The following is a 23,180-nucleotide window of genomic DNA, read 5'->3' as shown; positions in this document are numbered from 1 at the left end:
CAAAACTATTTAAATAAAAAGATCATTTTAATTTTTTTCGGGGTAAAACTTGCGTGTTGAAAAGGATAATAATTTGAGTTTAACGGTTGCTATCAAGGATGTTTCTATTTAGATTTGATCTAAATTTTTCACTTCTCAGAGAAGGATAAGCACTATTATAGGTACAAAAACAAATAGTAAATCGCCCCCGTGGTATCTGTTACTTATTGCGGGAGTTATTGCAGCCGGTGTTTTATTACCCCTTGTTTATTTATTAATTAGGGCTTTTGAGGCGTCTCCGGAGATGCTTAATAATGTTGTTTTTCGGATGCGTAACCTGTATCTGCTTGGCAACACTTTGTTACTAACTTTTGGCGTGCTGTTGTTAGATATCTTGATAGCTTTGCCATTGGCCTATATGTCAGCAAGGGTTAAAATTAAAGCGCGAAGATTTATTACCATATTGGGAGTGTTGCCCCTTGCTATTCCAGGTTATGTGATGGCCTATGCGATGCTGGGACTCGGCGGGTATAATGGCACCTTTCAGGCTTGGTTTGGATGGACAATCCCACGCATTAATGGGTTTTCGGGATCACTTATTGTATTAACGCTCTGTACGTTTCCGTATCTGTATTTAAATCTTCGCACGGCACTTGCAGGAATGGATCGCTCGATTGAGGAGGTTTCGCGCTCACTGGGACATGATGCTAAATCAACATTTTTTAAGGTAATATTGCCCCAACTTAGGCCAGCGCTTCTGGCGGGGTCGCTGTTAGTAAGTTTACATGTGATCGGTGATTTTGGAACGGTTTCACTGATGCGATTCGAAACGTTTAGTTACGCTCTTTATTTGCAATACATCGCGGCCTACGATCGTATTTATGCGGCTTGGCTGGCGCTTATGCTTTTGGCGTTAACTACCGGTGCATTAGTTTTAGAATATAAAATGCTTAAGCAAGCAATATTTCATCGTCTGGGACGCGGAGTTTCTAAAGCAAAAAGTTATTTAGAGTTGGGACCTTGGGCGGTTCCGGCCTATACTTTTGTGGGAATTTTATTTTTAGTGGCTATTGTTTTACCGGTTTCATCGATTGTTTTTTGGTTAAACCAAACAGCCTTTGCGTCTGTGGCCGGTAATTTATACGAGGCTTTTTTCCATTCTGTCCAAGCATCGGCCCCTGCAGCGGTACTTACAACGTTGATGGCTTTGCCATTGGCATATATAGGTGTTCGATATAAAACAAAATTAAGTAATCCCATTGAGCGCGTTGCTTATTTAGGATATGCAACCCCGCCACTTGCCTTTGCGTTGGCTTTTGTGTTTTTCTCCCTGCAGGTTTCTACCGTATTGTATCAGTCGCTTTTATTATTGGTGATTGCTTATTCACTGCACTTTTTGGCAGAAGGAATTGGGCCAGTGCGCAGTGCACTGTATCAGGCCCCCGAAGATCTTGAGGAGGCGGCGCAGTCATTGGGGTACTCGTCTATAAAATCATTTTTAAAAGTGACCTTGCCGTTGTTGCGGGGTGGAATTATTGCGTCGGCATCTTTGGTTTTTTTATCTGCAATGAAAGAGCTATCCATAACGTTTTTACTATCACCCATAGGGTTTGACACCTTGGCGTTGAATGTATGGTCGTATACGGGGGAAGCGATGTTTGCAGAAGCGGCTCCCTTTGCACTGTTAATTTTGTTATTTTCATCCCTGTTTGTGGGATTTTTATTCTCTAAGGAGTTGAAGAAATGATGAATGATTTACTTACCGTTAAAAATTTAACGAAATCCTTTGATGAAAACGCTCCGGTTGTTGATAAGCTAGATTTTGAAGTCAAAGAGCATGAGATATTCGCCCTGTTGGGGCCGAGCGGCTGTGGTAAAACAACGTGCCTTAGACTTATTTCAGGATTTGAACATGCCGATGAGGGAGAAATTTATTTGGACGATCAGTTGCTGGAATCTCCTCAGACCCATGTGGCTCCTCAAGATCGAGGTATCGGATTTGTTTTTCAGGATTATGCATTGTTTCCCCACCTTTCGGTGCTTGAAAATGTAGCATTTGGGCTCACTGATATCCCTAAACACAAGCGTCTTGTTTATGCCGAGGAGGTTTTATGCCGGACGGGGATGGGCGATTATAAAGATCGCAATCCCAGTGAACTTTCGGGTGGACAGCAGCAACGTGTAGCTCTGGCACGGGCGATAGCCCCTAAACCTAAGCTGGTACTGCTGGATGAGCCTTTCTCCAACTTGGATGCGATGTTGCGCGATTCCATGCGTAAAGAGGTACGTGAATTACTTAAGAAGGCGGGAATGAGTGCTTTGCTTGTTACCCACGATCAGGAGGAAGCTCTTTCATTTGCAGATCGTATTGCAGTGATGAATGACGGAGAAATTGAACAGATCGGTACGCCCGAAGAAGTCTATTATAATCCCAAGACAAAATTTGTAGCGCAGTTTCTTGGTCGAACTAATCTGTTCCATGCGGATGCAACCGGCGGATCAGAAGTGGCCACGAAGCTGGGACCGATGAATTTGAATTGTAATGCCTGTGGGCGGGTTCTTTGCTCTATTCGCCCTGAGCATTTGACGTTGGAGAAGCCAACCAATCAAAAGCCGGAAAATGTAGGTACAGTACTTGGACGTGAGTTCAAAGGGCATGATATTACGTATCACGTGCAGCTCGGGGAAAAGAAATACCTGGTGCATACCGATAATCGGGTGCTTTTCGAACCAAATGATGCCGTAGTTATCAAACCCCTTGAATCGGCGGTAATTTTGGATGAATCTGATTAATTAAATTTGATTATATGAGTTTTATATTACTTCTCGTTATTGCTGCCATTTGTGGTGCGATTGGTCAAAGTATAGCAGGTTATTCGATGGGTGGCTGTCTGATTACAACCGTGGTGGGATTTATCGGTGCCTTTATTGGTAAATGGCTGGCTGCAGAAATGGGACTTACCTATATTTTCCCTGTTGATGTGGGCGGAGAAACCTTTCCAATCATCTGGTCTATACTGGGATCTGCACTCTTTGCAGTTACTATCGGTCTATTATCTCGCGGAAAAGATCAGCTAAAAAAATAGTGACCTTTTCCTGAAAATGATGGTGTGCTGTCCCACCTTATATTTGCCTGTCTGCTAAAACTTATTTGGAAGCAGAGAAATCTTGATTAAAGGGATTGTTGTTAAAGCCGGGTGTGATTTTTACGAATCCGTGGGATGTTGCATTGTGACAAGAATTACATGAGTTGGTAAGATCTATCGTTTTTTCTCTAACTTCATCCCAGTTTTTGTTAGCTAATGCTGTTTCTACGGGTTCGATAGAAGGATCGAATATCAAAGTCATAAATCTTTTAATATCATACCCTTCGTAGCCCGGGATATTTTCCTTAATACCATCAGCAGCTGCTCTTACTTCATGAAAATAAAAAGTAGCTAATTCATGATTTTTTGCTTCAACTGCTAAAGCGTATTTGTGGAAGTATGTTTGTAGCTGCCCCATAGCATCTGCAAGTTCAGGAGTATCCTCCTTCGCTTTTTGTACTTTTTGTTGGGATGCACTGTTATTTTTAGGTTGTTCGGTTGTGCACTGAATGGTTAGAAAGGCACAGAGAATGAAGGTTAATACCAGGCATAAGATTTTTGTAGGGCTGGTCTGATCAAACATTTTTGGAGAGATATATTCACTATTTAAAATGAGTCTAAGTATATAAAAAAATGACGAAAGGTGGAATCAAATTCCAAGTTATTTAAGTAACTAATATAGCCGTGCTATACTGATATTAAGCAGAACAGCGGGTTGGTCAATACGGGTAGCCAGATCTAACCGAATTAAATCCAGTATGCCATTTAGTGATGCTCCTATCTCCCAGTGAGTGCCATTAGTTTGTCTTGGTTGGTATCCCGATTGAGATAAAAAATTGTCGTTCTGCAGCCAGGTCTTGGCCATTCCACCAAAGATTATAAAACTAATATTGCGATCTGCCAGCGCCTGTAATCCTATGAGTTCAAAAGGGATGGTGCGGAAGTTGTGTTCGGCATTTATGGAGAGATACTGTTGTCCTTGGTAGGGGCGATTTCGAATCGTTTTTAGTACTCCATATGGGGCTGTAGAGCCGATGGTGCCATCTATGATACCCCATTTTTGAGGTGGGAGATCTCCGCTGTAGGTTCCGCCTTTGATATTAAAATCGAGTGTGTTGGCTAAAAATCTGCGTTGATAGAATGTGGGGAATGACCACGAAACGAATCCCGTATATCGTGTAAATTCATAGTCGCTGCCAAGCGCATCCGAGGAATGCTCGATAGCAAATTGTACCTTTTTCTGTCCCGTTACTCCAAAGTTATAGGCTTCATTTATATTATAGCCTGCGGTAATATCTATAGACTTCAGCGTTCCTTCGGGGATGGAGGGGTTTAAAAGGAAATTATTGGAGTTGCCCAGAATATCATATGCAGTAGTTGTGGGTAGAGATGTTTGGTTTTGATGGTTGAATCCCATCTCCATAGAGAGGTTGTAAGGAAAATCCCATCCGGAAAAAATTCGAACCCCTTCCGATCGATAGTAATCAAAATAGCCTTGGTGGCCCAGTAAGTTGGGAATGATCGTGTAATACGGATTATAGATATGAGAGTGGTATCGGGTTTCGGTGCCGGCGCGATAATCACCGCCCAATGTTGCTGAGCTCCAATTACGCTGAAGCCATTCAATGGTAAGTCCGCCGCCGTAATTCCATTCGCGGTAGCCGGTGCTGTATCCGCCCTGACCTCGAATGGAAAGCCAGTCAGTTGCATCAATATTATAGCGTAATCCCACAAAAGCTTGGTCCACGCGGTTGTACTTTCCATTAGGTATAATACTACCGGGTATTTCATCCAGGAAGCTTAGGAATTCTGAGTTGGACTCATTCCCTTCACCCTCCTCATCGTCTAAAAATTTAGCTAAAAAGCCGCTGGGTTTGAACGCTTTTTCGAGTGTAGCGGTGCTATCAAGAGTAGCGTAGGCCAGTTCTTCTTCGGATGAGAGGGGAACGGTATTTACCTGTTGGGCAATCAATGAATCGAATTGAACGGTAGTGCTGTCAACACTGAATCTGTCTTCTTTTTTATAAAGCGAATCGGGCAGTGAGGTGTTGACCTGGTAGTTGGTAATACGGGAAAGCTGTTTAAACTTGATCATTGGAAAATCGAGGCCTACCATCTTTATTTTGATGTCGCCTTCGATACGGACATCAACAGGAAGCCAGAAATCCTGACCATAATTGCTGAACTGTTGTTTATACGCTGTATTGAACGACTTTATTGGAGGAGGAAAGGTTACAACCTTATTAGGGGTTAAATCTATTTCGATTAGTGCGTATTCATCTGCAAGTACATATACCATTCCTTTAAATAGCGGCTGAAGTTTTCGAGCAGGTGTTACCTCAATTTCGTAGACGGTTTGGTCATCGAGTGAGGTCTGGCCCACAAGTTTAAAATTATAATAGTCCAGAGCATCGGGATGGGTAATGCCCACCAAGTTGAATTCAGCAATTTCAATGTTATCGTCATAAAAGTTCGGGAGATAGCTTACACCCGCAAAGTTTGCGCTGGCCTCAATATTGGCGGTCTGGCGTTTTGATTTTTGTACCTCACGGTGGCCTTTTTCTTTGTCCCAAAATACTTCTGATACCGATTCGCTGATAGAAATAATAGCGGTATCGTTGGACAGTGATTGCCGGGTATAGGCTTCGGCGCGATAGGATTTGAGCTGTTTGCGCCACTGTTGTTTTCGCTTTATGACTTCGCGCATGATACGTACACCGGGATCTTCATCGGTAACTACAATTTCCTGCATTTCGGTTACTGATGGTTTTAGCGAGATATTTTGCCTTGCTGATGAGTTCCGGGTAATTGTTAGCTGTTGGGTTTGATATCCGATGTAGCGAATAACCAGCGTAGCGGGAAGCAGCGAATCGGGAATTATCAAAGAAAAGTTGCCACTGCTATTGGTGATAGTGCCGCGATACGTATTTTTAATCAGAATATTGGCAGAGGGAAGCGTTTCCTGTGTTTGGGCATCAATGACGGTGCCGCTGATCTTTTTTTGCGCTTGTACAGATGAACAAATAAAAAGCAGAAAAAAGAGTACAGGTAATAATTTTCGGGTCCCGGACATTGATCTGTTTCTTTGATTGAAAACAACAGTAGCTTTGTACTGATATTATTATCTTATGTTACAGAAAGTAGGGCTTATCCTGTAGGTTTTTCCAGTGTTATTAAAATAAGAGGAGTCAAGTTTTAAGGCCGGGGAACATTTTATCGGTTTCCCACAGCTAAAAAAGTTATTTCAGAATTCGTTGTTTTCGTATGTAATTGTGTCTCTTTAAAACCTGCTTCCTGAAATAGCTGCTTTACTTCATCAGGCTGATAAAGATTCTGGAATACGTCTCCATTTTCTGTCACGGTCGAGCTTTTTCTTTGCATGAGATCTTTGTCTCTAAAAGCACTGAATAATTTCCTACCTGGTTTTAACACTCGTATTATTTTTTCAAGATTCTCTATTGGTTTACGCTAATCAATAAACCGTTTGTAGATTGCCACAAGTTGATCCTGTTCAATTCCCAGATAATAGAGCGAGAGAATCAGAGTAAAAATCAGCTGCAGCTTTAGAACACCATTATCCCGGTACTTTTGTGCGGATGTGGTGACAGCCTTATTAAGAATGGTAAAGGAAACGTTTTTCTTGATACGACGGACGAATTCCTGATCCTCCATTACGATATGATCTTCCCGGAATCCCTGTAGCTCGCGAAATGCGTCTTTGGTGATAAACAGACTTTGATCGCCAAAGCGAAAAAGATCAATATCGAATCGGGTGAACCAGCCGTAAAACTGTAGCAGAAAATGATCATCGTCGAACCCGAGTTGAAAGCATCCGGCCTGATGGTTTTGATGAACCGCTTGTTTTATAGCGATGTCAAAATTTGTGGGCGGATGGGTATCACCATGTAGAAAATAGAATATTTCTCCCTCCGCATGCTTTGCTCCAGCATTCATTTGTGCCGCCCGGCCTTTCTTGGGACTTTCGAGTGTTTGAGCGCCGGCGGTGTTGGCTCTTTCAATGGTTTGATCCGTACTTCCCCCATCGACCACTATAATTTCCCGAATGTGATCATTGCTATGCTGCCGTACTTTTTCTATAGTTTTAGCTATGGAATCAGCTTCATTGAAAGTGGGAATAATAACACTGATGCTCATTAATCAGTAGGCAGGTTTGAAGCTTTAAGATCTGCCTCGGTATCAATATCGTTGAGTACAGGCAGCTGTTTGTACGAAAGGTTCATTTGTTCAAATTGGCGAATGGTTTCTTCAAAAACAGAAGAGGTGCTCCACGGTTTATCTTCAAAAAGCGAGGGATAGAAGTTTGTCATTCCCAGCAGATAGTAACCGCCGTCTCGGGCGGGACCAATAACGGTCTGATGATTATCCAGTGCCCGAAAACCTTGTTCAATCAATTCGGATCTAAGAGCACTGCAATCACTTCCGATGATCACCACTTTTTGATATCCCTCGGCAAAAGCTTTTTTGAATGCATGCTGCATTCGGAGGCCGAGGTTGTCGCCCTTTTGGAGGTGTTTTTCGTAATTGTTATCCGACCAGATATCATCGTCGTCGATAAAACGGGAGTACCAAATCTGCCTGGGTACGTCCAGCTTATCTGTAACAGACTTGGTAATTCTTAAAAGTTTTTGGTAGACCTTTAGCGCTTTTTTATTGCCAACAGTGTTAGCAAGTCTGGTTTTAACCTTACCCTTCTCAGGATTTTTGGTAAAAACGATAAGTACAATATCACTTGAGTTATTTTTCTGGACATCCATAATAAAGTTTCTGCTTATGTTGTAGTGCCTCCACAACTGCTACCGTCCCCGGCCGTGCAGCCAAAGCAGTGCTGATTGATCTTGATCTCTCGATCATTAAGTTTGGCTTCATTCCACTCGCTGATATGCTGCGGAGCTTCCTCTTCCACAGGCATTTCCAGCATCTGGTTGAAATCGCAATCATAGAGGGTGCCATCCCAGCCTACCGAAATGGTATCGCGACACATAACACCTTTAGCAGCCGCAGGATTAAAGGAGGTAATTAACCGATCCATATATTCATCCAGATTGTCGGATTCCAGCAAGAAGTTAAGATATCGGCTGATAGGCAGATTAGTAATGGTAAACAGATTATTGAAAACAATGTCGTGCTTACGGTCGAGCTGACGTTTGAATTCTTTTTCGAGGGACTCTTGTCCGCCGGGCAAGAACGCTCCGGTTGGATTGTAGACAAGATTTAACTCCAACCCGGTATCCTCTTTTCCGTAACCGATTTCGTTAAGTTTTTTAAGGGCTTCAATGGAACGGTCGTATGTGCCTTCCCCTCGCTGACGATCAGTTCGGGATTTATTATAAAAAGGCAGAGAACAGGTCACCTCTACGCCATGTTTGGCGAAAAATTCCGGTAGTTCCTGATACTTGGGAGCTGTGGTTAGGATGGTCAGATTAGACCGCACGATGATATCTTTGCCAAGATCTGATATCTGTTCGATAAACCATCGAAAATGAGGATTCATCTCCGGTGCGCCGCCTGTTAGATCTACCGTTTTTATATCGGAGTGACGCAAAGCTTCCAGGCAATGTTCAAGGGTTTCTTTGGTCATAATCTCGTCACGATCCGGTCCTGCATCCACATGGCAGTGTTTACAGGTCATATTACACATGTATCCTACATTAATCTGGAAAATTTCGATGCCGGTGGGACGAAGAGGATAGAGGTCGATCTCTTCGAGTTTCTCTTTAAATTTTGGCTGCTGCCGCAGTGATTCTGAGTAGTTGTTGAGCACATCTAACTGATAGGTCGGATCTGAAAGATCGTGGCTAAGTGTTTTAAGCGATTTGATCATAATGCGTAGTATGCTCTGAAAATATTTGGAGTGAGATAGAAGTATGGGTTCTGTAGGGCTTTACATGCTCAGATCCTTGGTTTTGTTCATCATTTGCACGCCGTGTACAAGAGATGATCCGCCGCGAATAGCGGAAGCCACATGAACCGCCTCCATCATTTGTTCTTCGCTGGCTCCTTTTTCCAGGCTTTCGGTGGTGTAGGCATCAATGCAATAGGGACACTGCACTGTATGTGATACTGCCAATGCGATCAGCGCTTTTTCGCGGGCACTCAGTGCTCCTTCTTCAAAAACAGCTCCATAGTAATCAAAAAATTTTTCGGCTAACTCAGGACCAAATTCACCAACATCTTCAAACTTTTTTAAATCCTTGGGATTGTAATAGCTGTCACTCATTATAAATATGATTTAAGTTTTGTATTACTGTGATTTGCAGTCATAAAAAAGCAACGAAAAAAGATTATACCAACTGATAGAATATGCAAGAAAATTTGACGAGTATAGATTCTTTCTTCTTACGATTTTTATTGCGACAAAAGTGTGAAACCAAATATGAGGAAAAGTAGTTCGTAAAGAGTAGATTGCAAATAGTAAGAAGCTACTTGGATAAAGCATCTAAATAATCTTAGCATTATTGATGATGTTGTAGGAGCATATGTAGCAATTCAGATAATAAAACTTGTAGGTTTTACTTTGATGTTAGAAACATTGCACGAGTGGATGATGGGATTGTCTGCTGATTATAGCGTGAATCCCTATATTTTCGCCGCTATTTATGTTGGGGCGATTCCTTTTTTTATGGGATCCGTAGCTTGGATTATCAGAAATTTAAAACACGATAATCCGATAACGCTACCGGTTATTTCTACGGGTTTCTGTCTTTCCTCAGCTTATTTATATCTGTTAGTAGCAGGTGAAAATATTCCTTCGTGGGTCTATTTGATCATCATATTTCTGCTTGCGTATGGGCTCTACTCTACCTATCAACGAATTAAGGATAAACGAAAAAACAGTAATGTATGAAGTACGATTATGACTTACTTGTAATTGGCGGTGGTGCCGGTGGGCTAACCGCGGCGGGTATAGGGGCCAATTTTGGGGCGAAAACATTAATGGTGGAAGCCAATAAGCTGGGAGGCGATTGCACGTGGCATGGCTGCATCCCAAGTAAAACATTATTACACCTTTCGAAAGTAGCGCAGAACATAAATGAAGCGGAAAAATTTGGTTATCAAAAATCACAAGGACTGGATTTTTCGTCTGTGATGGAGGGGGTCAGATCCAAGCGGGAAGAGGTCTATGAAGAAGCGGATGATCCGGATATTTATCGCCGAATGGGTGTAGATATTGAGTTCGGTCAGGCATTATTTGTTGATGACCATACTGTTCGCATTGTAAAGGATGAGGAAAATAGGAAGGTATCTTCACGATATATTATTATTGCAACGGGCAGTAGGCCTATGATTCCTTCCGTTAAAGGAATGCAAGAAATATCGTATCATACCAACGAAACGATTTTTGAACTCGAAGAACAGCCGGAGAGTTTAGCGATTATCGGAGCAGGTCCTATCGGCATTGAGATGGCCCAAGCGTTTCAAAGGCTGGGTACAAAGGTGACAGTCTTCGATATGCTGCCACGTATTCTATCTAATGATGATGAAGAGTTAGCCGGAATGCTGCAGGAGTATTTAGCAGATGAGGGTATTGATTTTAAGCTTTCTGCCGATGTAAAAAGACTATCGGAAACTTCGGATGGTAATATTAAGATAGAGACAAAAATTAACGAAGAGCCTTTAGTTTGGGAGGGGGGCCAAGTACTTGTTGCTGCCGCACGTACAGCTAACTGTGAAGGGCTGCAATTAGAAAATGCGGGAATTGATCGCCAAAAGAATGGGGTTAATGTTGATGACCGATGTCGAACGAATAAAAAGCATATTTATGCAGTAGGTGATGTTACGGGACGGTATCAGTTTACTCATATGTCTGAGCATATGGCCAAAGTTGCAGTGACGAATGCGCTGCTTAAAATACCGAAGAAGATTGATCAGAAACATGTACCGTGGAGTACTTACACCAATCCCGAGCTGGCACATGTAGGAGCTACAGAAAAAGAGCTACAGGAGAATGATATCTCATACAAAACCTATCGGTTTCCCTATGATAAAATTGATCGGGCGATTACTGATGAGTCCACTGAAGGATTGATTAAAGTTTTTGCCAAGGAGTGGAACGGAAAAATACTGGGGGCTACAATTTTTGGAAAGCAGGCCGGTGATCTAATTAGTGAATATGCACTGGCGATGCGAAATGGGATTACGCTCAGAAATATTGCTGATACTATTCATCCTTATCCCACATATGGACTTGGTGTCCGCAGGGCCGCAGATCAGTGGTATATTCAGAGCCAGTCGACATGGATGGTTAAATTGATAAAATGGGTGTTTGGCTATCGGGGAACGGTTCCAGATTTCAGTAACAAAGATCGCATTGTTTAGTTGGGAGATAAAAAAAGCCCGCCGGTTAAGGCGGACTTAAAAAACTACTCTCTCTTGATATTATTCAACGGCTTATCTGTTAAGTAAGACCATTGAAAACGGTAATCCTTACAAAATTATTTATTTCATATATTTTTTTATATAATTCATATGGTTATTCATATAATATTTTAAATTTCGCCCATGAAATCACTTACCGACAAACAGCGACAACTTTGGGAATACATTCTAACCTTTTACGAAGATTACGGACAGTTTCCCAGCTATGATGATATGCAGAAAGAGTTTGGGTATAGCTCTTCCAATAGCATTTATCAACATATACAAGCACTAACCAAAAAGAATTACTTGACTAAACACGGTCGCGGGAATTACGATATACATCCGGCCAAACGGAATGAACTAAGTGGGTTTTATCCCGGTATACCCGTTAAAGGACGTATTGCGGCAGGAGCTATGCACGAGGCTATCAGCGAAAATCTCGGGCATTTGCCGGTAGAGATTCATCCCGAGAAGTCCGATCATTACTTTGCCCTTATCGTTGACGGAGAAAGCATGATTGATGTGGATATTCGGGATGGTGATTACATTATTATTGATCCCCGCGAGCCCAAAGACGGAGAGATTGGAGCTATTCGTTACCGTGGGGAAACTACCTTAAAGACGATTCGAAAGAAAGAGGATGGAATTACCCTGCAACCAGAGAATCCATCCTATGAACCTATCGATATCACCCCTGACGAATGGGAAAAGATCATGGTTTATGGAACGTATGTTGGCAAGGCCTGGAAAAACGGGGATGATTGGGGCGTAATCTTTCGATCCGGATAGCTTTACAGTCATGGCTTCGTGTGCTGTCGAATACACTTTTGTAATTGAACTTATTATTTATCGTCTGATAAACCTATATGGTTAGATTCTTTGCTATTATCGGACTGTACCATTTGTAGCATGATGATATCATAAACAGCATGGGCACTCATAGCAGCAATCAGTCCTGCAGATTCAAACAGGTAGCCCAGCATCATACTTAGGCCAAACATCATCGCCCCAAACAGAAGATGTCCCACGGACTTGAATTTAAAGTAGCCGTGGATGCCGATGAAAATTACAGAAGTAAACCATATGCCGAGAAGGGGCTGTATGGCTCCCCGAAAGAGCAGTTCCTCACCCACCCCGGCGAATGCTGAGAGCTGAATCCGATCAAATCTGGTAAGTTGCAGTTTTGAAACCATATCAACGATATAAAAATCATGCAGGATGTCTGAAACCGGTGGCCGACTTATAATGAGGCCGATTATACCGGCTGCGATGCCACCAGATACAAACCCGATGAGAAGTTGAATTGTGACGGGATAGCCGTGTTCAAAAGCAGTTTTGATATTTTCCTCGTGAACATATCGGTAAATTAGAAAGGCAAGTAGCAGGTAAGCAGTGGCCGATATAATGGAGAGGATTAAAAGCTCTCGGCTGGGTATGTGTTCGGATGTATCAGACTCAGGCTGTTGGTTGATATTGTTATTGTTAATCATATCAGGGTATTCAATCGAAAACGCGAAATAGACTTATTATGAAAACTCATGCAGTGATTTCAAAAGTATTAATTTGTAAAATGGATTCGCATAATGGTATGAAATAATTAAGTTAACTGAGAACAACAGATATTCTCTTTTAATTAATTCTCCAAATACTACTATGAAACGTCTTTTACTTTTTCCGTTGTTATTGTTGTTTGCCTGGTCTGCAAATGGACAAGACCTCACCATCGATCCCCAGATGTATGACATTATTGATGCCGTAAGTGCTGATCGGTTGGAGTCGGATATCCGAACCCTGGCCGGTTTTGGAACACGTCATACCATGTCGGATACGACTTCTGACACACGCGGTATTGGTGCTGCACGCCGCTGGATAAAAAAGGAATTTGAAAAGATTAGTGATCAGTGCGGTGGATGCCTGGAGGTCCGGGAGCAAAGAACGCTTGTAGAAGCAGATCCCGACAGCCGTATCGACGAAGATACTTGGGTGGTTAACGTTTATGCCGTATTAAAGGGCAATACGCATCCCAATCGCTACGTAATTATGAGCGGTGATATTGACAGTCGCGCTTCGGATGTGATGAACGATACCATTGATGCACCCGGCGCCAATGATAATGCCTCGGGCATGGCGGGCGCAATTGAGGCCGCGCGGGTGTTATCAAATTATGAGTTTAATAATAGTATTATTTTCGCCGGATTGTCGGGCGAAGAGCAGGGACTTTATGGCGGACGCCATATGGCAGAGATGGCCAAAGAAGAAGGCTGGGAAATTATTGGCGTACTCAACAATGATATGATTGGAAATATTGAAGGTGTTGACGGAGTGATTGACAACCGTGAATTTCGCATTTTTTCAGAGCCGTACTCTTCGCAAGCTACTGAGCGTGAACTGCAGATGAAACGCTTTTATGGTGGTGAGAATGATGGTATATCTCGACAGCTGGCTCGCTACATTTACGAAACCACCGAGCTTTATATGCCTCAGATGGATCCAATGCTGATTTATCGTCTGGATCGTTTTGGCCGCGGCGGGCATCATCGTCCGTTTAATGAAGCCGGATTTGCCGGAGTGCGTATTATGGAAGCTCATGAAAATTATACTCAGCAGCACCAGGATATCCGCACTGAAGATGGAATCGAGTATGGTGATGTTATCGAGCACGTTAATTTCGATTACGCCAAAAAACTAACAGCCGTGAATGCGGTTGCAATGGCCTCGCTGGCGAAGGCTCCACCAAAGCCCAAGAATGTAGAGATCGGTGGTGCAGTAGAGCCTTCAACTACGCTGCGCTGGGATAAGTCGGATAGTGATCTGGTTAAGGGATATAAAATTTACTGGCGGCCAACCTCCCAACCGCTCTGGGAAAGTCAGCGTTATGTGGGCGATGTTAGTGAATTTACCCTCGAAAATATCGTTATTGACAACTATCTGTTTGGAGTATCGGCGGTTGGTAAAGACGGACACGAAAGCGTGGTTTCTTATCCTTCGGGCTTAATCAGAGATTAGGAGTTATCAAATACAGAATTAAACACATATTTATATAATGAAAGTCATGAAAAAACTACTTTATTCATTCCTGATAGCGATTTTTGCTTTTGTGTTTTCAATGGATGCAGAAGCCCAATCGGATGTTTTGACGCTCGAGAATGTATTTGATCTGGAATATGTATCCAATACGCAGATTTCCCCTGAGGGCAAACAGGTGGTCTACCAGCGTAATTTTATGGATATCATGGAAGATCGACGACGATCAAATTTATGGATTGTTAATACGGATGGCAGTCGTCATCGTCCATTGACTTCGGGCAATAATAACAACTTTTCGCCGCGCTGGTCACCCAGTGGAGATCGATTGGTGTTTGCATCTACAAAAAGTGGTTCAAGTGAGCTGTATATGCGTTGGATGGATACCGGCGAAACGGCTAAGATTACCAACCTGACACAGTCACCGGGTTCGATTAGCTGGTCGCCTGATGGCAAATATCTTGCTTTTACGATGTTTGTACCTCGTGATGAAAAGCCGATGGTTTCACTGCCCGGTAAGCCCAATGGCGCAGATTGGGCGGAGCCCGCAAATGTTATTGACGATCTGGAATACCGACGAGACGGTTCTTCCGGATTTGTAAAGGATGGTTTTACGCATGTGTTTGTGATTCCGGCTGAAGGCGGTACTCCGCGACAGATTACTAAGGGGGATTATGACCACAGTTCGCCCGAGTGGACGGCAGACGGTGAGTATTTGATTATCTCATCCAACCGAAAAGAAGATTGGCAATACAAGGAGCGTGATACCGAGCTTTATAAGGTTTCGGTTGATAATGGAGAAATGACGCAGCTTACCGATCGGCGCGGTCCGGATTATGGAGCTGTGGTTTCGCCGGATGGTGAGCAAATTGTCTACTTGGGTTATGATAATAACATGGACAGCTATCAGCTCAGCAATGCATATGTGATGAATACGGATGGTTCCGGAAAACAAGCACTGACAGATAATTTTGATCGGAGTGTGAGTAATGTGCAGTGGGCTGAAAATGGCAACGGACTGTACTTGCAGTATGATGATGAGGGCAATGGCAAGATCGGGTTTATATCCCTAAACGGAAATAACGAGGTGCAAAAAGTTGCGGATAATCGCGGGGGGACCACGATTGGTCGTCCGTATGGAAGTGGATCGTATACGGTAGCACCTAATGGAAATATCGCTTATACCTATGCTACGCCGTACCACCCGGGTGATGTGGCCGTTGCCGGGCGCAACCGTGAAATGAAACGACTTACCAAGGTGAATGAAGATCTTTTTGGTCATAAAACGTTGGGTGAGGTCGAAGAAATTTGGTACGAATCGTCATATGATGGCAAGCAGATTCAGGGCTGGATTGTGAAACCACCCAACTTTGATTCCGATAAAAAATATCCCTTGATTTTGGAGATTCACGGCGGTCCGCATACCAATTACGGCGATCGCTTTACAGCCGAATTACAATTGATGGCGGCCCAAGGATACGTGGTCGTATATACTAACCCGCGTGGAAGTACCAGCTACGGTAAAGCATTTGGCAATTATATCGATAAAAATTATCCCAGCGAAGATCACGACGATCTGATGTCGGGTGTGGATGCGGTAATCGACAAAGGCTATGTGGATGCTGACAGCCTTTATATTACCGGAGGAAGCGGTGGTGGAGTGCTTTCGGCCTGGGCCATTGGCAAGACCGATCGCTTTAATGCAGCAGTAGTGGCTAAACCGGTGATCAATTGGTATAGTTTTGTGTTGACGTCAGATGGTTCTTCGTACCATAAATATTGGTTCCCTGGTTTTCCTTGGGAAAATCGTGATCACTATATGGATCGTTCTCCCATTTCGCTGGTGGGTAATGTTACAACGCCGACTATGTTGCTGACGGGCGAAGAGGATTATCGAACACCAATGTCAGAGACCGAGCAGTATTATACCGCGCTGCAGCTGCAGAAGGTAGAGTCGGCTATGGTTAGAATTCCAGGCTCGGGACATGGCATTGCCAGTCGCCCAAGCAATTTGATGAGTAAAGTAGCACATATTTTAGAATGGTTCGGTAATCACTAACCGTTTATTAATATTTATTTTTGTGCATTAGCCCCGATGGGATCGTCTCATCGGGGTTTTTGTTTAGAATAGAACACGGAGATTTTTTCTTTCAATATAGTATTGTCCCTAATATCTTCAGCATCTTCAAAAAAAGGATCTATCAAAAAAATCTCTTTAAGAATGGACTTATCAAATAGGAATATTATATCTACGATATTTTTATCAATTTTAATTTTCTTGTTTTTGATGACAGGATTTTCTCAGTCCTCCCAAGCCCAGGAGGCTCAAACGTTAGATACGCTGGTAGTTTCAAAAGAGGTGGTAATCTCTTCCAGCAGGGTACCACAAACGGCAGCGGGCTCAGGCCGTAATATTTCAACAATATCGGCACAGATGATTGAAGATACTCCTGCTCATACCCCCGATGAGCTTCTTCGTTATATATCTGGCATAGAGGTACAGTCACGCGGCGCCTTTGGCACGCAGTCGGATTTTAGCATGCGTGGCAGCACGTTTTCACAGGTATTGGTACTGGTTGACGGCATGCGGATAAATGATCCGCTTACGGCTCATTTTAATTCGAATATTCCAGTGGCCCCGAACGAAATTCAACGTATTGAAGTCCTGCACGGTCCGGCGGCAGCACAATATGGTGCGGATGCTGTGGGAGGTGTAATAAACATAATTACCCATACATTCGGCAGTCAGTCGAACGAAAAACAAACAAATGCCCGCATTAAAGGGGGATATGGACAGAATGATCTCAAGATGGGGCGAGGCGGATTCTATCTCAGCAATGAGAGCTACCGTATTAGCGGAGGCGGTATGTGGCATCAAAGTCCCGGACAAGAGTTAGCTGATGATTATAAAAACCGGTTTAATATTGCTAACGGTTCAGTTTCAGGAGGAGTAAAATTAAATAATAACTGGGATTTAGCGCTCCGAACGGGATACGACTATCGCGATTTTAATGCTCGTTACTTTTATACCGCCAGTCCGTTGGATGAAGCAACCGAAACAGTTTCAATGTGGTGGAATCAGATGCGTTTACAGCGAAGTACCCAAAATAGTGTAACAACTATGAAAGGGTCATTTAAGCGTACGAATGATGAGTTTATTTTCAATCCGCAGTTCCCCGGTAATAATCATACTACCTCCCGAGGAGCTTTGCAGCTTTATCAGTATCGACAACTATCAGCTGGCTGGGATCTTACTTATGGTGCACAATTGGACAACCGGACGATCAGAAGTAACGATAGGGGGGATCACAGTAATTGGCATTATGCAGGGTTTACAATGGTGCAATGGCAACCTACGATTCCAATTACGATTTCCGGGAGTCTCCGGTTAGATCACGACGATAACTACGGTACGGAATTGATGCCGCAGCTCAGCTTTTCGTATCAGCAGGAGCAATGGATTTTGCGTGGTTCGGGCGGGCGTAGCGTTCGAGCTCCCAGCTATACAGAACGTTTTATTTCAACAAATTTGGCCGGCCCATTGACCGAAGGGCGAAATGTCGGGAATCCCTGGCTGCAGGCCGAACGTGCTTGGTCCGGAGAAACGGGAGTTGATCTGTTTCCTTGGGAGAATGTACGTTTTTCAGCAACAGGATTTGTTCGTGAATCGACCAATCTGATTGACTACGCTATGACAAATACGGCACAAATCCGTAACGATGATAATTTACAATCCGGAGGTAATTATCTGTATGCCCGGAATATCAATAACGTTACGACGGCCGGCGTAGAGACGGAGCTTTCCATCAGTAAAAATTTGGGTAACAGCTGGTTAGTTAATAGCACAATGGGCTATTCCTTTACTGACTTTTTTGGGGGTGAGGATGTTGCTTCTAAATATATATCCAATTACGCTCGACATCTGGTGAATGGAATTGTAAGCGTTAGCCATGGTCCGGTGGAAGGTTCGGTAAGTGCGGTTTGGAAGAAGCGACAATCATCAAGAAATATAAATATTGGAGCTTTTAAATCGTCAGTTTACAGCTTGTGGAATGTGAAGCTCAATTATGAGATCACGCAACAGGTGTCGGTTGGGGTCCAGATTGATAATGTATTTGATCAGGATAACCAAGATGTACTTGGTGCACGCATGCCGGGTCGATGGGCATTAGGAACGCTAAGCTGGAGATTATAAACCGGTATTCTGAAAATTAAGTCTTATTCTAAATTTCGAATCCTCGCAGAGAAACACTGCGGGGATTTTTCTTTTTTTGATATATTAGATTAATATTTAGTACTGATAACTCCTAAATGTGATCCGCTATGAAAAATCAGCGAGCTGTAACTTTCCTTTCTTCTGTAATAGTTCTACTGGCAATAGTCGCTGCGTCAATGGGCATCTTTTCATCAGGTGGGCCCGGAGCATATGAAATTGAAACGGTCCGCGGTGAAACGGTTACCGTTTATGGAGAGGGAGTGTATAAACACATGTCGGCCGACGTGGCGCCCCAAGGCATAGCGCAAGATTATGTTACGCTTTTTGTAGGTGTTCCTTTATTGATAATTAGCTTAGTCTGGGCGCGAAAGAATTCGCTTAAGGGACGTTTTATGCTGGCTGGTGTGCTGGGTTATTTTTTAGTGACTTACCTTTTTTACTTGGTTATGGCTATGTATAATATCCTGTTTTTGGTATATGTGGCATTGCTTGGATCCTCGTTTTTTGCGTTGGCGTTGACGTTCTTTTCATTTGATCTACAAAAGCTTCCCGAATTTTTCAGTGAATCTGTGCCGAGGACATTTACCAGCGGATTTCTCATTTTCAACAGTATTATTATTGCGTTGCTATGGCTGGGAGTGGTTGTTCCTCCGCTGCTGGATGGTAAGATAATTCCCTCACAGGTTGAACACTATACGACGCTTATCGTACAGGGACTGGATTTGGCACTGCTGTTACCGCTTTCCTTACTTTCGGGATGGCTGTTCCTTAAACAAAAACCGATGGGCTATGTGATGGCTCCAGTATATGTCGTTTTTCTTTCAATTTTGATGATGGCTTTGACAGCGAAAATAATTGCCATGGGGTTGTTGGGGCAATCAGTGATACCGGCAATTATTATCATACCACTATTTGCTCTGACTGCTATATTTTGTTCGGTTTCAATAATTCGAAATATACAAGAGCCTTATTGGATAAATAGCTAAAGGAAATAGATTTGAGCTATATTCTTCGATGGAAGATTCTTGCAAACTACGCAGGTGGGCATATATCAAAAATATATGACGTCTGAGGTCAAGCAGTGATCAGAAGAAAAAGAAGATCAATATTCTGAATAAAGTTACAGCCTGGTTACTACATATGTATGTAAGTAATAAAAAAAGGCGACCTCAAAATGAGGTCGCCTCTTTAATAGTCTATGGTTCCACTAAGCCTTAGTTGCTTGGCTCATACTGATAAGGATTTAGCGGATGAGATTCTGCACGTCGGTTTTTACGGCAGCCTAGTTCTTCCGTTTGATCCATGCATGGCTGAGGAGCTTTTCCTAATCCTCGTGACTCAATGCGATTTTCAGAAACGCCATTCTCTATATAGAATTGCTTGACGGATTCTGCGCGTCGTTTACTGAGACGCAGATTGTACTGGTCGCCACCAACGTGATCGGTGTAAGCGTCAATGCGAATTCTAAATTTTGAAGAGTTCATCAGCTTTTTGATGTTCTCGTTCAGAATACTGGCAGCGGTCTTGTCAATATTAGACTTGTCGAAGGCAAAATTAACAGTTCCAAGAGCATCTTTCTTTAGGAAAGGAGGATCGTTGCTGTCGTTAGGATTGGTGCCCATTTCAACTTCTTGACCATCGGTAAAACCGTTACCGTCAGAGTCAGCGTTGTTAGGATCCGTATTGTACTCATTGATTTCCTCGGCATCAGTGAGACCGTCGCCATCACTGTCAGCACTTAATGGATCCGTATTGTATTCGTTAACTTCTTGACCGTCGGTTAAACCGTCGCCGTCAGTATCTTCTTCGAGCGGATCGGTTTCATAAGAGTTAACCTCTTCACCGTCTTGGAGACCATCTCCATCGGTGTCGGCATTGTTAGGATCGGTTTCATATTCATTGATTTCTTCGGCATCAGTAAGGCCGTCGTCGTCACTGTCTGCATTCAGTGGATCAGTATTATGTTCATTCATTTCAGCCCAGTCGCTTAGACCGTCATCATCAGTATCAAGAGAGCGGAGGGTTTCCTCATCTAATGATTGCAGATATTCCATATCACGGTCTGAAGGGGCTCTAAGTTCTTCGGTACCGGCACAGCCAGAAAGCAATGCCATCCCAAGAAACACGGAAGAGAGTAGTAGTATTAATTGTTTATTAATCATCGTGTTACGAGTGTAGGTTAAAAGTTGATTTGTGATGAATTATAAGATAGTGTTTTCCAGAAAAAGTATAAATACCAGTTAAAACTATTAGCTATAATATGTTATCTAATATAATCAAAAACAAAATAAAGTTAATTCTATCTATGGGTGTAACTTTCGATAAATGTTCTTTATATTTATCGACTCTTGAATGGGGCTATAGCTCAGTTGGCTAGAGCGCTTGCATGGCATGCAAGAGGTCCGGGGTTCAAGTCCCCGTAGCTCCACTTTTTGTTTTGCATTTCTGCTAAGAACCATATTACTTGATTAACACTGCTTCATACTTGGGATTGGGGTAAATGTTCCAAGTCATTTAATTAATATTTAAACATCAAGAGATATTAATTGAATAACAACCGATGGTAAAGGTTGTAATAATTTCGGGAGGTTATACCAATGTGGTTACGACATATCAGACAGGTTGTTTGGGTACTGTTTTTTTTATTGCTGGTTAGTAATACTAAGCCAGTTTTTGGCCAGCTTGCTATGGATTTCGAAATAGATAAAACACTGGAGAATTCCCAGGTAATAAATATTCAATCATTGTTGGCTAATGATCTGCAAGGTCCTACCTTATTTCGACTTTTATTGAAAAATCAAAATAGTTCAGAGCAATTAAAAGATCTTTATTTACGGGTTGTCATTGATTCAGATAGAATTGGTAGAATTTTAGAGGTTCGTCAGGTTTCGGGGCGTCCATTTAGTTTAGATCCGGGACAACAGGTATTTGTTAATAACAACAACTCGGGAAATGGACTGCCCGGCATTGAGGAGAGAATAGCTTTTGAACATGATTATACCAGACGTGGACGAGAGTTTTATAACGGCCTTAAGGGATTAACATCTCTGCCGGCTGATCGGTATCAAGTTACTGTAGAAATATATCGGGGATCAATAAATGGAGAATTACTTGCCTCCCAAACAGATGACTTTGGCACAAATCTGGTAGAAAATACACGTGGTTTTTATTTGCTTGCGCCGGGAGATGAGCTGGGGTCAGAAACTATTATTTCAAGTCGATATCCTAATTTTCAGTGGCAGGGTCGTTTGGATATTCGTTATCGGCTGGTGGTTGTAGAGTCAAGAACTCATGAAAGTGCCCAGTCATTGATGGATGGAGCAATAAGTACAGAACCTATTGAATTGATCAGTTCAAGCGGAGCCGGTTCATTATTAGATTATGAAATATTGGATATTCTCGTCGATGGTTCCGGATACCAGTACCCCAGTTCGGGAGTACAGGATTTAGAGCCCGGCACCCGGTATTTTTGGCGAATCATTAGTCAGCTCGAAACGAGTGATGGCATTGAGGAAAGAGAATCGGAGATCTGGAGTTTTACAATGGCTGATTTGCGTAAATCTTCTGGAGATCAACAAGCAATAGAAATATCCAGAATTTTGGAGCGTATTTTAGGAGACCGATATGAAGAGGTTCGTCAAAATGGCTTTTCGCTTGAGTCTGTAGAGATTGAAGGCCAGAGGTTTCATAGCGGACAGGCGGTGCAAAAGCTGAGAGAGCTGGACCGAAAAAATGAGCAAGGGGATGTATCAATACTGATAGAAAATTAATGGTTTTTATGAAAAGTTTGTCAAAATACTTTCTGCCACTGTTGATAATAGGTGTATTGGGCATAGGGGCACATGTATATGATGCTAATGATCGTCCCCTGGCATTTGTGCAAAAGTTCAAGCCAAGTGTTGGGCTCGAGAAAAATGGAGAGTTTAAGGATATTCGGGAGCGAGGGAAGCCACTTTTTGATGGAGATACATTAAGAACCGATCAGAACGGCTTTGCTTTGGTTCAGTTTATGGATAAAAGCATGGCGAAAATAAACCCCGATTCCCGGTTAATTGTTCGTGGAGATATCCAAGACAAGCAAAATACGAGTACCCGTATTGGGTTGGAGCTGGGAGAGATATTACTGAATGTATCGGAGCGCGGATCACAAGATTTTGAGGTAACTACAAACTCGGCGGTGGCATCTGTGAAGGGAACCTCATTTGGAGCTACGTTCGGTGATTACTTCTGGGTGGAAGAAGGAGAAGTGGAGGTAACCTCAAAACAGACAGGTCAAAGCGTTACGCTCTCCGAAAAAATGTATGGCCAGGTACAGGAGGATGGGACTATAGAATCCGGTGAACTGACGGATGAAGAGCTCAAGGAAAGAAAAGAAGGATATTCGAAAATGAATGAGAAGCTCGAGCCAACGATTTATAAAGTGCGTTTTACAAATGAAAGTGGGGGGGAGAGGGTAATTGAAATGAAAGTGTTTGAAAACGAAAACTAAAAACTCT

21 protein-coding genes and 1 tRNA gene are annotated in these 23,180 nt (G+C 42.8%); 13 read left to right on the top strand and 9 right to left on the bottom strand.

The genetic code is table 11. The features are described 5' to 3' along the window. The first annotated feature begins 283 nt into the window (after positions 1-283). From ACQ4LT_RS07315 to ACQ4LT_RS07305, 3 genes are read left to right on the top strand one after another with little or no spacing between them, the layout of a single operon-like run. Positions 284-1,726 (top strand): ABC transporter permease, encoded by a 1,443-nt coding sequence (locus ACQ4LT_RS07315; RefSeq protein WP_445665372.1) that lies wholly within the window; start codon positions 284-286, stop codon positions 1,724-1,726. Beyond that, positions 1,723-2,772 carry an ABC transporter ATP-binding protein gene (locus ACQ4LT_RS07310; protein ID WP_445665371.1) on the top strand — a complete coding sequence of 350 codons (1,050 nt, stop codon included), beginning with the start codon at positions 1,723-1,725 and terminating at the stop codon, positions 2,770-2,772. The genes ACQ4LT_RS07315 and ACQ4LT_RS07310 overlap by 4 nt, the downstream gene beginning before the upstream one ends. Positions 2,773-2,786: 14 nt before the next feature. After that, positions 2,787-3,065, top strand: coding sequence for a GlsB/YeaQ/YmgE family stress response membrane protein (locus ACQ4LT_RS07305; RefSeq protein WP_445665370.1), 279 nt, complete (start codon positions 2,787-2,789; stop codon positions 3,063-3,065). Positions 3,066-3,126: 61 nt separating this feature from the next. Here ACQ4LT_RS07305 and ACQ4LT_RS07300 read toward each other — a convergent pair whose 3' ends face one another. The 7 genes from ACQ4LT_RS07300 to ACQ4LT_RS07270 all read right to left on the bottom strand — a co-directional run bounded on the left by ACQ4LT_RS07300 (position 3,127) and on the right by ACQ4LT_RS07270 (position 9,303). Continuing rightward, a complete protein-coding gene (locus tag ACQ4LT_RS07300; RefSeq protein ID WP_445665369.1) occupies positions 3,127-3,648 on the bottom strand; it encodes a hypothetical protein in 522 nt (173 codons plus the stop codon). A 90-nt stretch (positions 3,649-3,738) separates the two neighbouring features. Next, positions 3,739-6,138, bottom strand: coding sequence for a DUF5686 family protein (locus tag ACQ4LT_RS07295; RefSeq protein WP_445665368.1), 2,400 nt, complete (start codon positions 6,136-6,138; stop codon positions 3,739-3,741). A gap of 140 nt (positions 6,139-6,278) precedes the next feature. Further along, the gene (locus tag ACQ4LT_RS07290) at positions 6,279-6,446 is read right to left on the bottom strand and encodes a hypothetical protein (RefSeq protein WP_445665367.1); all 168 of its coding nucleotides are present in this window, start codon (positions 6,444-6,446) and stop codon (positions 6,279-6,281) included. A gap of 87 nt (positions 6,447-6,533) precedes the next feature. Beyond that, on the bottom strand, positions 6,534-7,220 hold the full coding sequence (locus tag ACQ4LT_RS07285; protein ID WP_445665366.1) for a TIGR04283 family arsenosugar biosynthesis glycosyltransferase: 687 nt from the start codon (positions 7,218-7,220) through the stop codon (positions 6,534-6,536). Beyond that, a complete protein-coding gene (locus tag ACQ4LT_RS07280; protein WP_445665365.1) occupies positions 7,220-7,840 on the bottom strand; it encodes a TIGR04282 family arsenosugar biosynthesis glycosyltransferase in 621 nt (206 codons plus the stop codon). Before ACQ4LT_RS07280 ends, ACQ4LT_RS07285 begins: the two co-directional genes overlap by 1 nt. Positions 7,841-7,854: 14 nt before the next feature. Further along, the gene (gene arsS, locus ACQ4LT_RS07275; RefSeq protein ID WP_445665533.1) at positions 7,855-8,904 is read right to left on the bottom strand and encodes an arsenosugar biosynthesis radical SAM (seleno)protein ArsS; all 1,050 of its coding nucleotides are present in this window, start codon (positions 8,902-8,904) and stop codon (positions 7,855-7,857) included. A gap of 63 nt (positions 8,905-8,967) precedes the next feature. Then, complete coding sequence (locus ACQ4LT_RS07270; RefSeq protein ID WP_322574660.1) at positions 8,968-9,303, bottom strand: arsenosugar biosynthesis-associated peroxidase-like protein; 336 nt, start codon at positions 9,301-9,303, stop codon at positions 8,968-8,970. A 300-nt stretch (positions 9,304-9,603) separates the two neighbouring features. Here ACQ4LT_RS07270 and ACQ4LT_RS07265 point away from each other — a divergent pair, with 300 nt between their 5' ends. The 3 genes from ACQ4LT_RS07265 to ACQ4LT_RS07255 all read left to right on the top strand — a co-directional run bounded on the left by ACQ4LT_RS07265 (position 9,604) and on the right by ACQ4LT_RS07255 (position 12,233). Then, entirely contained in the window at positions 9,604-9,930 is a 327-nt protein-coding gene (locus tag ACQ4LT_RS07265) for a hypothetical protein (RefSeq protein WP_445665364.1), read from the top strand. Continuing rightward, entirely contained in the window at positions 9,927-11,402 is a 1,476-nt protein-coding gene (locus ACQ4LT_RS07260; RefSeq protein ID WP_445665363.1) for a dihydrolipoyl dehydrogenase family protein, read from the top strand. The genes ACQ4LT_RS07265 and ACQ4LT_RS07260 overlap by 4 nt, the downstream gene beginning before the upstream one ends. Before the next feature lie 183 nt (positions 11,403-11,585). Beyond that, the gene (locus tag ACQ4LT_RS07255; protein ID WP_445665362.1) at positions 11,586-12,233 is read left to right on the top strand and encodes a LexA family protein; all 648 of its coding nucleotides are present in this window, start codon (positions 11,586-11,588) and stop codon (positions 12,231-12,233) included. A 53-nt stretch (positions 12,234-12,286) separates the two neighbouring features. Here the strand turns inward: ACQ4LT_RS07255 and ACQ4LT_RS07250 are convergent, their stop codons facing one another. After that, positions 12,287-12,934 carry a CPBP family intramembrane glutamic endopeptidase gene (locus ACQ4LT_RS07250; protein WP_445665361.1) on the bottom strand — a complete coding sequence of 216 codons (648 nt, stop codon included), beginning with the start codon at positions 12,932-12,934 and terminating at the stop codon, positions 12,287-12,289. Between the two features lie 163 nt (positions 12,935-13,097). Here ACQ4LT_RS07250 and ACQ4LT_RS07245 point away from each other — a divergent pair, with 163 nt between their 5' ends. The 4 genes from ACQ4LT_RS07245 (at position 13,098) to ACQ4LT_RS07230 (ending at position 19,670) form a co-directional block, all read left to right on the top strand. After that, positions 13,098-14,450 carry a M20/M25/M40 family metallo-hydrolase gene (locus tag ACQ4LT_RS07245; RefSeq protein ID WP_445665360.1) on the top strand — a complete coding sequence of 451 codons (1,353 nt, stop codon included), beginning with the start codon at positions 13,098-13,100 and terminating at the stop codon, positions 14,448-14,450. Positions 14,451-14,496: 46 nt separating this feature from the next. Next, on the top strand, positions 14,497-16,527 hold the full coding sequence (locus ACQ4LT_RS07240) for a prolyl oligopeptidase family serine peptidase (RefSeq protein ID WP_445665359.1): 2,031 nt from the start codon (positions 14,497-14,499) through the stop codon (positions 16,525-16,527). Between the two features lie 228 nt (positions 16,528-16,755). Further along, on the top strand, positions 16,756-18,663 hold the full coding sequence (locus ACQ4LT_RS07235) for a TonB-dependent receptor plug domain-containing protein (protein ID WP_445665358.1): 1,908 nt from the start codon (positions 16,756-16,758) through the stop codon (positions 18,661-18,663). A 128-nt stretch (positions 18,664-18,791) separates the two neighbouring features. Beyond that, complete coding sequence (locus tag ACQ4LT_RS07230; RefSeq protein ID WP_445665357.1) at positions 18,792-19,670, top strand: hypothetical protein; 879 nt, start codon at positions 18,792-18,794, stop codon at positions 19,668-19,670. Between the two features lie 228 nt (positions 19,671-19,898). On the opposite strand, the gene ACQ4LT_RS07225 is transcribed toward ACQ4LT_RS07230, so the two are convergent. Continuing rightward, positions 19,899-20,846 carry an OmpA family protein gene (locus ACQ4LT_RS07225; RefSeq protein WP_445665356.1) on the bottom strand — a complete coding sequence of 316 codons (948 nt, stop codon included), beginning with the start codon at positions 20,844-20,846 and terminating at the stop codon, positions 19,899-19,901. Between the two features lie 192 nt (positions 20,847-21,038). Here ACQ4LT_RS07225 and ACQ4LT_RS07220 point away from each other — a divergent pair. The 3 genes from ACQ4LT_RS07220 (at position 21,039) to ACQ4LT_RS07210 (ending at position 23,173) form a co-directional block, all read left to right on the top strand. Next, positions 21,039-21,112, top strand: a tRNA-Ala gene (locus ACQ4LT_RS07220). 259 nt (positions 21,113-21,371) lie between these two features. Then, positions 21,372-22,454, top strand: coding sequence for a hypothetical protein (locus ACQ4LT_RS07215; RefSeq protein ID WP_445665355.1), 1,083 nt, complete (start codon positions 21,372-21,374; stop codon positions 22,452-22,454). An 8-nt stretch (positions 22,455-22,462) separates the two neighbouring features. Next, entirely contained in the window at positions 22,463-23,173 is a 711-nt protein-coding gene (locus ACQ4LT_RS07210; protein WP_445665354.1) for a FecR family protein, read from the top strand. The last annotated feature ends 7 nt before the right edge of the window (positions 23,174-23,180 follow it).

It is taken from the genome of Fodinibius sp. AD559 (assembly GCF_052712805.1).
The sequence above is the reverse complement of the archived record's forward strand: the minus strand, read 5'-3'. Positions and strand labels throughout refer to the sequence as shown.

Coding starts and splice junctions, on each gene's coding strand:
- ACQ4LT_RS07315 (WP_445665372.1), top strand. CDS start 284: ATGCTTAATAATGTTGTTTTTCGGATGCGTAACCTGTATCTGCTTGGC.
- ACQ4LT_RS07310 (WP_445665371.1), top strand. CDS start 1,723: ATGATGAATGATTTACTTACCGTTAAAAATTTAACGAAATCCTTTGAT.
- ACQ4LT_RS07305 (WP_445665370.1), top strand. CDS start 2,787: ATGAGTTTTATATTACTTCTCGTTATTGCTGCCATTTGTGGTGCGATT.
- ACQ4LT_RS07300 (WP_445665369.1), bottom strand. CDS start 3,648: ATGTTTGATCAGACCAGCCCTACAAAAATCTTATGCCTGGTATTAACC.
- ACQ4LT_RS07295 (WP_445665368.1), bottom strand. CDS start 6,138: ATGTCCGGGACCCGAAAATTATTACCTGTACTCTTTTTTCTGCTTTTT.
- ACQ4LT_RS07290 (WP_445665367.1), bottom strand. CDS start 6,446: ATGCAAAGAAAAAGCTCGACCGTGACAGAAAATGGAGACGTATTCCAG.
- ACQ4LT_RS07285 (WP_445665366.1), bottom strand. CDS start 7,220: ATGAGCATCAGTGTTATTATTCCCACTTTCAATGAAGCTGATTCCATA.
- ACQ4LT_RS07280 (WP_445665365.1), bottom strand. CDS start 7,840: ATGGATGTCCAGAAAAATAACTCAAGTGATATTGTACTTATCGTTTTT.
- ACQ4LT_RS07270 (WP_322574660.1), bottom strand. CDS start 9,303: ATGAGTGACAGCTATTACAATCCCAAGGATTTAAAAAAGTTTGAAGAT.
- ACQ4LT_RS07265 (WP_445665364.1), top strand. CDS start 9,604: ATGTTAGAAACATTGCACGAGTGGATGATGGGATTGTCTGCTGATTAT.
- ACQ4LT_RS07260 (WP_445665363.1), top strand. CDS start 9,927: ATGAAGTACGATTATGACTTACTTGTAATTGGCGGTGGTGCCGGTGGG.
- ACQ4LT_RS07255 (WP_445665362.1), top strand. CDS start 11,586: ATGAAATCACTTACCGACAAACAGCGACAACTTTGGGAATACATTCTA.
- ACQ4LT_RS07250 (WP_445665361.1), bottom strand. CDS start 12,934: ATGATTAACAATAACAATATCAACCAACAGCCTGAGTCTGATACATCC.
- ACQ4LT_RS07245 (WP_445665360.1), top strand. CDS start 13,098: ATGAAACGTCTTTTACTTTTTCCGTTGTTATTGTTGTTTGCCTGGTCT.
- ACQ4LT_RS07240 (WP_445665359.1), top strand. CDS start 14,497: ATGAAAAAACTACTTTATTCATTCCTGATAGCGATTTTTGCTTTTGTG.
- ACQ4LT_RS07235 (WP_445665358.1), top strand. CDS start 16,756: ATGACAGGATTTTCTCAGTCCTCCCAAGCCCAGGAGGCTCAAACGTTA.
- ACQ4LT_RS07230 (WP_445665357.1), top strand. CDS start 18,792: ATGAAAAATCAGCGAGCTGTAACTTTCCTTTCTTCTGTAATAGTTCTA.
- ACQ4LT_RS07225 (WP_445665356.1), bottom strand. CDS start 20,846: ATGATTAATAAACAATTAATACTACTACTCTCTTCCGTGTTTCTTGGG.
- ACQ4LT_RS07215 (WP_445665355.1), top strand. CDS start 21,372: ATGGATTTCGAAATAGATAAAACACTGGAGAATTCCCAGGTAATAAAT.
- ACQ4LT_RS07210 (WP_445665354.1), top strand. CDS start 22,463: ATGAAAAGTTTGTCAAAATACTTTCTGCCACTGTTGATAATAGGTGTA.